Annotated in this window: 11 protein-coding genes; all 11 read left to right on the forward strand. The window is 69.4% G+C overall.

The window, feature by feature from the left end:
• Window positions 1–19: 19 nt before the first annotated feature.
• The gene (locus HUW62_RS41255; RefSeq protein ID WP_163864107.1) at window positions 20–739 is read left to right on the forward strand and encodes an ATP/GTP-binding protein; all 720 of its coding nucleotides are present in this window, start codon (window positions 20–22) and stop codon (window positions 737–739) included.
• Window positions 736–2,247 carry an ATP-binding protein gene (locus HUW62_RS41260; protein ID WP_176437558.1) on the forward strand — a complete coding sequence of 504 codons (1,512 nt, stop codon included), beginning with the start codon at window positions 736–738 and terminating at the stop codon, window positions 2,245–2,247. The genes HUW62_RS41255 and HUW62_RS41260 overlap by 4 nt, the downstream gene beginning before the upstream one ends.
• A gap of 109 nt (window positions 2,248–2,356) precedes the next feature.
• Window positions 2,357–2,944 carry an NYN domain-containing protein gene (locus tag HUW62_RS41265; protein ID WP_163864105.1) on the forward strand — a complete coding sequence of 196 codons (588 nt, stop codon included), beginning with the start codon at window positions 2,357–2,359 and terminating at the stop codon, window positions 2,942–2,944.
• Window positions 2,945–3,134: 190 nt separating this feature from the next.
• Window positions 3,135–3,560, forward strand: coding sequence for a VOC family protein (locus HUW62_RS41270; protein WP_176437559.1), 426 nt, complete (start codon window positions 3,135–3,137; stop codon window positions 3,558–3,560).
• Window positions 3,561–3,580: 20 nt separating this feature from the next.
• Window positions 3,581–3,928 carry a helix-turn-helix transcriptional regulator gene (locus tag HUW62_RS41275; RefSeq protein WP_163864103.1) on the forward strand — a complete coding sequence of 116 codons (348 nt, stop codon included), beginning with the start codon at window positions 3,581–3,583 and terminating at the stop codon, window positions 3,926–3,928.
• Window positions 3,929–3,948: 20 nt separating this feature from the next.
• Window positions 3,949–4,449, forward strand: coding sequence for an SRPBCC domain-containing protein (locus HUW62_RS41280; protein WP_176437560.1), 501 nt, complete (start codon window positions 3,949–3,951; stop codon window positions 4,447–4,449).
• Window positions 4,450–4,530: 81 nt separating this feature from the next.
• Window positions 4,531–5,553: a hypothetical protein gene (locus HUW62_RS41285; protein ID WP_163864101.1), complete on the forward strand. Its 1,023-nt coding sequence runs from the start codon at window positions 4,531–4,533 to the stop codon at window positions 5,551–5,553.
• 319 nt (window positions 5,554–5,872) lie between these two features.
• Window positions 5,873–7,486 (forward strand): hypothetical protein, encoded by a 1,614-nt coding sequence (locus HUW62_RS41290; protein ID WP_163864100.1) that lies wholly within the window; start codon window positions 5,873–5,875, stop codon window positions 7,484–7,486.
• 196 nt (window positions 7,487–7,682) lie between these two features.
• The gene (locus tag HUW62_RS41295; protein WP_163864099.1) at window positions 7,683–9,575 is read left to right on the forward strand and encodes a Hint domain-containing protein; all 1,893 of its coding nucleotides are present in this window, start codon (window positions 7,683–7,685) and stop codon (window positions 9,573–9,575) included.
• Window positions 9,576–9,714: 139 nt separating this feature from the next.
• Complete coding sequence (locus HUW62_RS41300) at window positions 9,715–11,244, forward strand: hypothetical protein (protein WP_163864098.1); 1,530 nt, start codon at window positions 9,715–9,717, stop codon at window positions 11,242–11,244.
• 54 nt (window positions 11,245–11,298) lie between these two features.
• Window positions 11,299–12,019, forward strand: a 721-nt coding sequence (thiL, locus tag HUW62_RS41305) for a thiamine-phosphate kinase (protein ID WP_176437561.1), incomplete at its 3' end; no start/stop codon positions are given.

The following is a 12,019-nucleotide window of genomic DNA, read 5'->3' on the forward strand; positions in this document are numbered from 1 at the left end:
CCGCCCGCCCGAGTCACCCTTGCAACTCAACCACGCCCAGCGAGAGCTGACGCTCAAGATCGTCTACTACGGGCCCGGACTCAGCGGGAAGACGACCAATCTGCGCCAGCTCCATGCCCGGGCGTCGCCGGAGGTGCGGGGCCGGTTGCTGACGGTGGACACGCACGACGACCGGACGCTGTTCTTCGATCTGCTGCCCGTCTTCTTCTCCACCTCGTCCGGCTTCAAGGTGAAGGTGAAGCTCTTCACCGTGCCCGGCCAGGTCATCCACAACGCGACCCGCCGTATCGTCCTCCAGGGCGCGGACGCGGTGGTGTTCATCGCGGACAGCCGGCACGGCGCGACGGCGGAGAACAACGCCTACTGGCGCAACCTGCAGGACAACATGAAGGAGAACGGGCTGGACGTGGACCAGGTGCCCGTCGTCATCCAGTTCAACAAGAGGGACCTCCCCGACGCGCGCACGGACGCGGAGCTGGAGGAGGCGCGCAAGCGTGGCGGCGAGGCCGTCGTCGGCGCGGTGGCGCTCAAGGGCGAGGGCGTGCTGGAGACCTTCCACGCCGTGGCGCAGGCGGCCTACCGGCGGCTGGATGCCCGGGCGCACCTGGCGCGCAACGTGGGGCTGACCGAGGCGGAGTTCCTCTCCCAGGTCTTCGGGCGGATGGACCTGTCGGGCACCACGCTGGCCGGCCGCTACACCGCGGTGGGGCGGGACGAGCAGTGGGGGGGCGGGCGATGAGCGGCTATCAGGGCGCCCCGCCACCGGAGGGCTCGAGCGGTTCGCGCCGCGAGTCGGTGCTCCAGCGCCGCCTGTCGCTGGGCGAGATGTTGGATTTGCCCTCCTTCTCCGAGGTGGTGAGGAGCTTCAGCGAGCTGTACCGCGTGGGCATCAAGGTGCTGGACGCGCGCGGCACCAAGCTGGCCGACGTGAAGGTGGGCCACGGCGACTTCTGCGCCTACGTCTTCTCCTTCCCGGACGGCCGCTCGCGCTGCACGGCGACGGTGGCGCGGGTGAAGGACGGCCCGGTGCTCCCGATGCAGGGCGCGCGCGTGGCGCAAGGCGACGGCGCGGAGGAGGCGGGTCTCATCGCCCTGCCGTGCTTCACCGGCCTGCGCTACCTGGCGATGCCGGTGCGCTGGGAAGGCGACTTCCTGGGCCGCGTCATCCTGGGGCCCTTCACGCCCGAGGAGCTGGGGGACTTCCCCGACACGCTCACGGACATCTCCGGCCTGGAGCTGACGCGGGCCCAGGAGCTGGTGGCCAAGGTGCGCCGCGCGCCCGAGCGCACCGCCGCGCAGGTGCTCACGCACTTCGGCCAGGTGCTCGCCGCGCTGGTGGCCAGCGGCCACCGCACGTACCTGACGACGCAGCTCCACATCGAGGCGATGCTGGAGACGCACCGGGAGCTGGAGGCGCAGAACTCGCGGCTGGCGCAGGTCAACACCCGCCTCAAGGAGCTGGACCGGCTCAAGTCCACCTTCCTGGGCACGGTGAGCCACGAACTGCGCACGCCCCTGGCCTCCATCATCGGCTACTCGGAGATGCTGGCCGAGGGGCTGGCCGGCATGCTCAACCCCGAGCAGCTGCTCTACGTGCGCACCATCGTCGAGAAGGGCGAGTCGCTGCTCAACCTCATCTCCTCCATCCTGGACCTGAGCCAGATTGAGGCCGGCAAGCTGCGGCTGTCCATGGGCCCGGTGGACCTGGCGGGCGTCATCCAGACGGCGGTGTCCACGGTGATGCCGCAGGCGCAGCGAAAGGGCGTGGAGCTGGAGGTGCGGCTGCCGCCCCTGCCCAGGCCCCGGCTGGCGGGGGACGGGGACAAGCTGCGGCAGGTGCTCATCAACCTCCTGGTCAACGCGCTGAAGTTCACCGCCTCCGGCGGCCGCGTGTCCGTGGTGATGTCCGAGCCGGGCCCGCAGGAGCCGCTCGGCATCTCCGGCTATCGCATCAGCGTGGAAGACACCGGCGTGGGCATCCGCGAGGACCAGTTCGAGCGCATCTTCCAGAGCTTCTACCAGGTGGACGGCAGCTCCACGCGCGAGCACGGCGGCGCGGGGCTGGGCCTGGCCATCGTCAAGAGCCTGGTGGAAGGCCACGGCGGCAAGGTGTTCGTGGAGAGCGAGTTCGGACGGGGCTCGCGCTTCACGGTGGTGCTGCCCATGCAGCCGCCCATTCCGGAGCACGGACTGCTGGCCGTATCGGCGCCCCTGCCGGAGATGCCGCCGGGGCCTGACCGCTTCTGACGCGTCAGGTCGCTTCCGGACGTCACGCCGCGCGAGACGTGTCCGGGAGCGCTCGCACGGCGCACGCAATCCCCCCAGGAAGTGGCGCGCGAGCGTATTGTCCGCGCCCATGCTCACCGGACGTCCCCCCGCCGCCTCCTATGTGCTCATCGATGCGGAGAACATCGACTGGGCCGTGTCCAACGTTGTCGGCCGCAAACCGGAGTCACAGGACCGCGTCCAGTTCGACCGGCTGGTGGCGTTCTGCGAGAGCTACTTCCCGGCGCCCGTGCGCTGCATCGTCGTGCTCAACGCGCGGGGTGAGCAGCTTCCGGACATGATGATTGGCTTCATCCGCGCGCTGAAGTCCGCGGGCTGCGAGGTGGCGCTCCTGTACGGACGGCAGGACCAGAAGGTGGTGGACCTGGGCATCCTCAAGCTCCTGGAGTCCATCCGCGTCCAGCGGCCCAAGGCGGCGGTGGGCCTGGCCAGCCACGACGGCGGAGACTTCGCCGAGGCGCTCAAGCCCATGCTGGAGGAGAAGCGGCAGGTGGCCGTGCTCGGCCTGCGCGAGTATGTCAGCCAGCGCTTCCGCGACCTGGTGCCCTCGGGCCTCAAGATTGTCGACCTGGAGCTCAACGCGAAGGTGTTCCAGCGCCCGCTGCCCCGCCTGCTGCCCGTCAACGTGGATGAGTTCGACCCGCTGATGTTCGTGTAGCGGCCCGCCGCGAGCCGCGAGGCTCCAGGCTTCGAGTGCGCGGGCACGAACAGGTGCCCGCGCGTCCCGTCCCACGGCGAGCCGCGGGGCACCCCCGTCGGTCCATCCACTCCTGGCTTGCGAATGGTTAACGACGGCGTTAAATATTGCCCGTGAAGGAAACGAAGTTCGTTCCCACGGGAGACGGGCCATGAAGAAGGTTCCAGAGGGCTGCGCGCGCATCACCCCCGGGCTGTTCTATGTGGATGCACCGGCCGCCATCGACTGGCTGGAGAAGGCCTTCGGCTTCCAGACGCGGCTGAAGGTGGAGGGCGGGCCGGGCATCGTCGTCCACTCGGAGCTCGTCTTCGGCGAGGGCGTCATCATGGTGAACTCGCTCAGCTCGAAGTACCCGGCGCGCACGCCCACGGCGGCGGCGGGCACCAGCGCTGGGTACCTCATGCTCTACGTGGATGACGTGGACGCGCACTGCGCGCGGGCGAAGGCCGCGGGCGCGAAAATCACCCGGGAGCCGGAGACGACGAACTACGGCGACGACTACTGGACGGACCGGGGCTACGGCGCGGAGGACCTGGAAGGCCACGCGTGGTGGTTCTCCCAGCGCGTGAAGGGCTGAAGCTTCGGAGCCTTGAGCCCATGGGAGCCGCCCGACGTCTCGACGACACCTTCGCCGCCCTGGCCGACCCCACCCGCCGGGGCGTCATCGACCTGTTGCGGGAGCAGCCCCGGCGCGCCGGTGAGCTGGCCGCCGCCTTCGACATGTCGCCCCCGGCCATGAGCCGGCACCTGCGAGTCCTGCGCAAGACAGGCCTCGTCGAGGAGGACGCCGTGGAGGACGATGCCCGCGTCAAGCTGTACCGGCTGCGGCCCGAGCGCTTCTCGGAGCTGCGCGCGTGGCTCGACGAGGTGGAGGCCTTCTGGGGGGACCAGCTCCAGTCGTTCAAGGAACACGCCGAGCGCACGCGCGGCAAGAAGCGGCCCTGAGCCGCCCCGCGAGGTCCGACATGATGATGGAGCAGACCGCCCGCGTGACGACCTTCCTGGAGGTGGAGCCAGACGTCGCCTTCACCGTCTTCACCGAGGAGACCGACCTCTGGTGGCGACGGGGGCCGCGCTTCCGGGGCTCCCACGCCGCCGACAGCGTGGTGCGCTTCGAGGGCGGCGCTGGAGGCCGCCTGGTGGAAGAGGACGCGGTCGGCGTGTTCGAGATTGGCCGCGTGCTGACGTGGGAGCCCGGCGCGAGGCTGCGCTTCGAGTGGCGCGGCCGGAACTTCGCTCCCGGCGAGCTCACCCAGGTGGACGTGCGCTTCGAGCCCGCCCAGGGGGGCGGCACCCGCGTCGTCCTGGAGCACCGCGGCTGGGAGGCCCTCCGTCCGGACCACCCCGTGCGCCATGGCCAGGAGGTCTCCGCCTTCCTGGCGATGATGGGCATGTGGTGGGGAGGCCTCGCCACCGCGCTCCGCTCCCAGGCCGCCAAAGCGATACCCCCCGGGCGACAGGGATGAAAACCGTCAGGCCATAGTTTTTTAGCAATACTGACTGCGAGTGCGTATGCTGTTGAGCCTCCAACGCAGGGGGCGACAGTCATGGCGGATTATCCGTGCTGGCACTGGAATCGTGTCTTTCTTTGGCTGCTGCTCCTGGGAATGGCCTGTACCCAGTCCCCGGTGGGAGGCGGCGTCGAGGCGCCTCCGGCGGAGAGCCTGAGCACCCAGGAAGCCCGCGCTGTGACGTCCTCCTACGTGGACCTGCGGCTGCGCGTGGGGCGGGGCGTGGCCGTGGGCCGCACCTGTGGCGCCGCGAACGAGGTGACGCCCGCGTGCGGCGGCGGCAGCGGCCCGGACATGAGCTTCCACTTCATCGCCCCGTATGACGGCGCCTACACCTTCGTCACGGACCCGACCGACACCACGGACTACGACACGGTGGTGCAGGTGACGGACTGGAACAGCAGCGCCTCGCTGGGCTGCAACGACAACGCCTCGTCCTCCACGCTCACGTCCTCCGCCGTCCTCAACCTGGCGCGCAACCAGGAGGTGCGCATCACCGTGGATGGCAAGAACGGCTCGTGCGGCCGCTTCATGCTCAACATCCACGTCGTGGAGTCCGCCTGCGGCCCCTGCAACACCCCACCCGGGCCCTGCCACTCCCCCTATGGCGTCTGCTCGGGGGCGACGTGTGTCTACGAGCCCCTGGCCGCCGGCGCCTCCTGCAATGACGGCAATGCCTGCACCCTCAACGACAAGTGTGGGGCGACCGGGGCTTGTACCGGGACGACGGTGGGCTGCAACAGCCCGCCCGGCACCTGCTACGCGAGCCCCGGCACCTGCAACCCCGCCACGGGCGTGTGCTCCTACGCGGCGCGTCCCGCGGGCACGTCGTGCAGTGACGGCGACTCGTGCACGAGCGGGGACACCTGCCACGGCGGGGCCTGCTACAGCGGCCCCCAGGTGTGCTGCTCCGGTGGGGGCGTGCTCTGCAATGGCATGTGCTGCTCCCAGGGGGACTACTGCATGGGGGGGACCTGTCGGCCCAGGTGCCTGGCGCTGGACGTCGTGCGCACCCCGGAGAATCAGATGATTCCCGCCTGTCCCATGGAGGTGTTCTGACAGCCCTTGCGTGCCGTTGAGACGCACCGGTGCGTACGGATTGAACGCGCTGCATTGTTTTGTCTCGCGCCCTGGCCGCGTACCGGGAGAACGCACCCCGCGTACGCCTGGGACGCCAGAGGGGAGTGCAGTCCTGACGCACCCAGGGTCAAAGGCTGTGTGTCGCGGGTACTACGTATCTGTGTACGCTTGAACTGGCTTATGTGGGTATTGTGGCTATTCCGATTATGTCTTGTAATTATTTGTTGAATCCTTCATAAGGGCGCGCGCTGCACAGAAGTGGTGAAACCAGTTGTGTCAATTCGAAGAGGGGGAGTTCATGGACAAGCGCGTGCGGCGCTCGTGTCTTGCTTTTGCATCGATTCTGGCTCTGGCGGGCTGTAGCACGCAGGAAGACTTGCTGGAGGCGCCCGAAACGCCCCAGCCCGCGCGGACCACTCCACTCCACTCCGAGCGCGCCGGTATCGGCCTGCTGCATCAGTCGGGTGACAAGTCGCAGATGACCGGCGTGTCGGTGAACACGTTCCGCTCCCTCATCGTGACGGAGACGGCCATCCTCGCCAACTTCCCCATGCGCGACGTGTTCACCCAGCTCGCGGCGCAAGCCAACGGCTCGGGCGTGACGGCGCTGTCGCTCTTCCGCCAGCTCTGGGACACGCAGAACAACAGCCCGGGCCTCAACCAGGGTCAGCACTGCAACGACCAGACGGTCAGCGGACAGACCCTGTTCAACAGCTTCCCGTACCAGTGCCGGGCCCAGGAGGGGACGCAGGCCACCCAGGACCCGTTCACCAACCCCAACCTCGCCACCGGGTACAAGGCGGTGGGGCTGTTCAACCGCTTCGACCTGGCCCCCGCGGACGGCGCCAACTGCGGTGAGTACCGCATCGTCTTCGCGCGCAAGTCGGGCGAGACGAACGTCCTGTCGCGCAACTTCATCATCTTCGAGGGCGTGCTGCCCAACCCCCATCTGGACGAGGGGCTGGACGGCTGCCTCCCGGTGGCGGAGTTCTGGTCGGGACTTTCGAATGACCCGGACGCCAACTCGCGCTCGGCGAAGCTGCGCACCTTCTACTTCCAGGGCCTGCCGGGCTTCCGTCCCGTCGTCCACATCGACAACTACGGCGCGGACCCGGCCACCATCGCGGGACAGATTCGCACCAACCAGTTCATGCAGAGCAACTGGCTCTTGCGCGAGTTCAAGCTGCAGAAGACCTGCGGCGTGGGGGGGACCTGCACCTCGCTCAAGGCCATCATCTCCACGGACAAGGTGAACCCGTTCGGTGGGCTGTTCAACCCGGCCTCCACCCACGCCCGCGCGACGGACTTCCGCTTCTTCTTCGAGAGCCAGGTGGAGGCGCTGGCGCGCAACGACATCAACCTGTTCAACATGGACGTGCAGGACCAGTTCAACGGCGGCCAGAGTGACGCCCAGGGCGGGGAGAACAACTACACCGGCCAGTTCGGCACCGGCACGTCCGCGCTGCGCTCGCTGATTCAGGCAGAATTGACCCGCATCGGCAGCACGCTGACGCCCGTCAACATCGTCGCTCGCGCCAAGGCGCTGTCCTGCGCCGGCTGCCACGAGCTGAGCAACAGCAACCCCCTGGGTGGCGGCATCACCTGGCCCAACTCGCTGGGCTTCACCCACGTCAGCGAGCTGACCGACGCCAACGGGCCGGAGGGCATCCGCTTCCGCATCTCCCCGGCGCTCACGGACGTCTTCCTGCCTCACCGCAAGGCCGTCTTCGAGGAGTTCCTCAACCGTCCGCGCCCGTGCCACCACGTGTGCAGGCCGGGCAATCCCATCCCGACGACCTGCTCGCCGTGCGCGGCGGCCGTGTGCGAGGGCGACCCGTTCTGCTGCACCGGAAGCTGGGACTCCATCTGCGTGGACCAGGCCCGGGATATCTGTGAGCTGGCCTGCAACTAGCCACGGCGGGACGCTCGCGCGTCCCCTGGGGTCCAGGTCGTGAATCGAGCAGTGGGTCAGGGCAGATGTGCCTGGTCATGAGTCTTCAAGGGCTCCCTCCTCGTCGCTGAGGAGGGGCCCCGTTTCAAGAGAAGTCGTCTCGCGCGTTGTGGTTGTCGTTGGCAAAGGCAGTCCACTGCAGCAGAGGGGGTTACACATGAAGCCGTACTCGCGTTTCTCGGTGCCTGTTTTCGCGGCCCTGCCGCTCGTCGCGTTCGCGACGTCTGCCTGGGCCGGACCGTTGCGCTCCCCGGACCGGGGGTTGGATGGCGCGACCCTGGTGGAGGATTCGCAGTACATGCATCGCGTCCTCGGGGAGAAGTCCCCGGTGATGGGTGACGGTATCGCCATCGACCTGGCCGACCCGGGCCAGTACCGCTTCGTGATGAACCGCCTGCGTGGCTCCGGGAAGACGGCCAGCAACTCGCCCAAGCTCTTCACCCGGCTGGGGTTGGCGCGCGAGAAGGCCCTGGCGCGCAAGTCCGCTGGCAAGCAGGAGCTGGGCGCGACCCTGGTGAACAACTGGGGCTGTGACCACTTCCTCAGCATCTCCCGCGGCACGAACGCCGGCATGGTGCGCACCTACGAGAGCAACCCGTGGGCCGCGTGTGTCAACGGCGCCAGCTACGTGTACACGGACATCGTCGCGTTCAACTCGAACAACGCGGAGACGCAGACCTCGGTCGTCGACTCGGCGTCCGGCGAGGAGTACGCGGCCGGCCAGAGCTTCGACGACGTCATCGTCCGCCCGGCCATCCCCATCAACATGGACCGGCAGGTCGTCCTCGACTCGATGATGATCGCCATGAACGAGGACACGGGCGAGGAGGTCGTCACCTTCGCGCGCGGCAAGTCCAGCACGACGACGGGCGGCGCGGACCTGTCCATGGACCACCCCCGGCTGTCGGTCCCCACGAGCGGGAAGATCGCCACGGAGTTGTGTCAGATGCGCGGCGGCATCGACTGTGACTACGCCGCGGTGGGCAACACGCTGGCGCCCTCGGGCGGCAGCACGCCGACGAGCATCGCGCTGCGCAACACCGCCATCACCGCGAGCTGGGTGGGAGATGCCACCAACAACTTCGCCGTGACGCCGCCCTGGGACTTCACGCACGTGTACGTGCCCACCCAGTTCACCTTCAACGGGGGCAGCAAGGCCGGCGTCGCCTGCATCATCAAGGAAATCCTGGAGGGCTCGAAGGTCCGCCTGGTGAAGCCCATCACCGGAGGTACCTGCATCACCGAGACGTCCCTGAGGAACGTGCTGCAGAGCTCCATCAACAGCCAGACGGCCAACGTCAAGCTTCTGGCGGACTTCTCGCGCGAGACGCCCACCGCGGGCCTCGTGGAGGATTGCCGGGGGCAGACCATCATCAACCAGGCGGTGGAGTACGTCATCACCGTGAGCACCAAGGTGAACTGCGGCACCCCGACGAACACCTACGCCACGGTGACGGTGCGTTCGATGAGCGACCCGCGCTACCGCTACGGCGTCATGGTGTGGAACAGCTGCATGGCCGAGGGCACGAAGGTGGTGCTGGCCGACGGCAGCGTCGTCAACGTGGAGGAGGTCAAGCGCGGCGACCGCATGGTGACCAACGACAAGGGCGAGACGCTGACCGTGCGCGACATCCAGGTAGGTGGCGAGCTGGAGCCGATGGTGAACCTGCGTGACGACAAGGGCCACGCGGTGAGCCTCACCGACAAGCACCCGGTCATCATGGCGGACGGCAAGCCCGTGGCCGCGGGCAAGCTGAAGGTCGCCGACCGCGTCAGCACCCGCGACGGCGTGGCCACGCTGACGTCCGTCACCCGCGAGAAGTACGCGGGCAAGGTCTACAACTTCAGCCTGGGCACCAAGGAGGAGCTGGCGCGCGCGGGCAAGGGCGCCAACACGCTGTTCGCCAACGGCTTCCGCGTGGGCGACAACGCGATGCAGGGCGAGCTGACGGCCCCCGTGGCCGACTCCCGCCAGGTGCTGGAGCGTCTGCCGGCCTCGTGGCACCAGGACTACAAGCACTCCGCGTCGTTCGTGGCGGGCCAGCGCTAGTCCCGCGGTTCGCGGTGAAAGAGCTTCCGGGCCTGCTCCCAGGAGAAGGCCCGGACCCGGCGCCCCACCCGCGGCTCATCGCGGGTGGGGCGTCCGTTTGTCGAGACAACAGGTCAACCCGGCGATGGCAGGAGCGCGGATGCGAAACACGGTCGTCATGAGCGTGCTGGTGGTGGGACTGGGACTTTCGGCGTGCGGAGAGAACCCTCCCCAGCCGCCGCCTCCCAACTTCTGTCCGGAGCGCCCCGCCCGCCAGGAGCCGAAGCCCGGTCAGGCGCCGCTGCTGGTGCGCGCGCGCCCCCGGCACCAGGAATGGCCGGCGCGCCGCGACCTGGCGCGCGTGACGGTGTCGGCGCTGGCCCGGCCCCAAGACGCGGGAGAGGTGGGCGTGGAGGGCAGGGCCTGGTGGGCCTCGCCCTGCTTGCTGGGCACGCCGGGCCTGGAGACGGCGACGCCCCAGGTGGCGGTGGCCGGGGATGGCCACGCGATGTCGGTCTGGACGGAGAACGACGGCGTCCACCAGGCGCTCTGGTTCAGCGAGTACGTGCCCCAGACGGGTTGGACGTCCGGCGCCGCGGTGGGGCTGTGGCGCGACTTCCCGGAGGGCGTGCTTCGGGTCAGACAGCCGCAGCTGGTCGCCGACGGGTACAGCCGCATGCTCGCGATATGGCTGCAGCAGGAGGGGCCCGGGGCGGAGCAGATGTGGTTCTCCCTGCACACGCGCGGCGAGGGGTGGAGCAAGCCGGAGCGCGTGCTGACGCGCCCGCCAGGGGACGCGACGGACCTGGAGGTGGTTCGCGACGCGGCGGGCATCGTCACGGCCGCGTGGACCCGGTTCGACGGGGATACGTTCAGCGAGAATGTCTGGGTGACGCGGGGCTCGCCCGAGACGGGGTTCGAGGACGCGCGCCGGATCGACACGCCCACGCCGGGTTTCTCCCTGGAGCCCCAGGTGTCCGTCAGCGATGACGGACACGTGGCGGTGGGGTGGACGCGGTTCGACGAGGTGGAAGGCATTGGCATGACCTGGTTCAGCCGGTGGACGCCCGCCGGGGGGTGGAGCGCCGCGGAGCGCGCCAGTGCGGACGGCGTGGAGTCCTTCTACGCGGAGCCGCTCGCGGGCCCCGGAGGCGCGGTGCTCGCGCTGTGGAGCTCGCTGGGCCCGGTGAACGTGGAGCTGTGGGCGCGGCCCTTCGTGCCCGGCACCGGTTGGGGCGCGCCCCAGCGGGTGGAGGACGCGCTGGGCACCTCCGGCATGGCCCAGGCCAGCCGGGAGCGGGGCGGCCGGGCCATGGTGGTCTGGCCCCGCGTCCGGGCCGGCTTCACCCGGCTGTCCGCCCAGCCCTATGACTTCGCCCATGGCTTCCGCGAGCGCCAGGACGTGGACGCGCAGCCGCTCACCCTGGGACAGGCCCAGGACCCGCAGGTGGTGTCCCTGAGCCGCACCCATGCGCTCGTCGTGTGGTCCCACCAGATGGCGGGCGGCCATCGCATCGCGACCAGCCGCTATACCCTCAACCAGGGATGGGGCAGGGCGTTGCTGCTCGACACGGCGCCGACCGCGCAGAGCGGCCTGCCGTGGCTCTCCGTGGGCCCCACGGGCGTGGGCGTGGCCACGTGGCTGCACCGTGGCGAGGTGCCGGGCCTGGGCGTCAGCGTGTTCCAGTAGCTGTCAGCACGCGCGCGTTGCCTCGGAGCGGCGGCTGGTCTTTCCTGCCGGGCGATGCCTGGTGAGTTCGACTTCATCCGCCGCTTCCTCCACCACTTCCCCAAGGCCCGCGTGCCGGTGGGGCCGGGGGACGACTGCGCGGTGCTCGCGCCCTCGCGCGGCGCGCTGTGCGTCACCACCGACGCGGTGGTGGAGGACGTGCACTTCACCCGCGCTGGCTTCTCCCCGGCGGACATCGGCCACAAGGCCCTGGCGGTGAACCTGTCCGACGTGGCCGCCATGGGCGCCACGCCGCGCTGGTTCGTCTGCGCGCTCGCGCTGCCTCGCGACTTCCCTGCCGCCCACCTCTCTGGAATCGCCCGGGGCATGGCCGCGCTGGCGCGCGAGCACCGCGTGGACCTGGTGGGTGGCAACTTCACCTCCGCGCGCGAGCTGTCCGTCACCATCACCGCCACCGGCGAGCTGTCCCGTCCCCCGCTCACCCGCTCGGGAGCCCGGCCCGGTGACTGGCTCTATGTGTCCGGCACGCTCGGTGACGCGCGGCTGGGCCTGGCCCACTTGAAGGCTGGACTGAGGAAGGGTGGCCCCGTGCGCCGCCAGCGCCGCCCCGTTCCGCGCGTGGCCCTGGGCCTGCTCGCGTCACGCTTCGCGTCCGCTGCGCTGGATGTTTCCGATGGACTTGCACAAGACCTGGGTCACCTGTGCACCGCGTCCGGCGTGCGAGCGACGGTGGAACTGGCGCGGCTGCCCATGTCGGCGGTGGTGAGGCGGGAGC

Source organism: Myxococcus sp. AM011 (genome assembly GCF_013372595.1).
Taxonomy (GTDB): domain Bacteria; phylum Myxococcota; class Myxococcia; order Myxococcales; family Myxococcaceae; genus Myxococcus; species Myxococcus eversor.

What these genes read in the sequence shown, in the direction of transcription:
- HUW62_RS41300 (WP_163864098.1), top strand. Translation starts at nt 9,715, where the DNA reads ATGCGAAACACGGTCGTCATGAGCGTGCTGGTGGTGGGACTGGGACTT.
- HUW62_RS41295 (WP_163864099.1), top strand. Translation starts at nt 7,683, where the DNA reads ATGAAGCCGTACTCGCGTTTCTCGGTGCCTGTTTTCGCGGCCCTGCCG.
- HUW62_RS41290 (WP_163864100.1), top strand. Translation starts at nt 5,873, where the DNA reads ATGGACAAGCGCGTGCGGCGCTCGTGTCTTGCTTTTGCATCGATTCTG.
- HUW62_RS41270 (WP_176437559.1), top strand. Translation starts at nt 3,135, where the DNA reads ATGAAGAAGGTTCCAGAGGGCTGCGCGCGCATCACCCCCGGGCTGTTC.
- HUW62_RS41275 (WP_163864103.1), top strand. Translation starts at nt 3,581, where the DNA reads ATGGGAGCCGCCCGACGTCTCGACGACACCTTCGCCGCCCTGGCCGAC.
- HUW62_RS41260 (WP_176437558.1), top strand. Translation starts at nt 736, where the DNA reads ATGAGCGGCTATCAGGGCGCCCCGCCACCGGAGGGCTCGAGCGGTTCG.
- HUW62_RS41265 (WP_163864105.1), top strand. Translation starts at nt 2,357, where the DNA reads ATGCTCACCGGACGTCCCCCCGCCGCCTCCTATGTGCTCATCGATGCG.
- HUW62_RS41280 (WP_176437560.1), top strand. Translation starts at nt 3,949, where the DNA reads ATGATGATGGAGCAGACCGCCCGCGTGACGACCTTCCTGGAGGTGGAG.
- HUW62_RS41285 (WP_163864101.1), top strand. Translation starts at nt 4,531, where the DNA reads ATGGCGGATTATCCGTGCTGGCACTGGAATCGTGTCTTTCTTTGGCTG.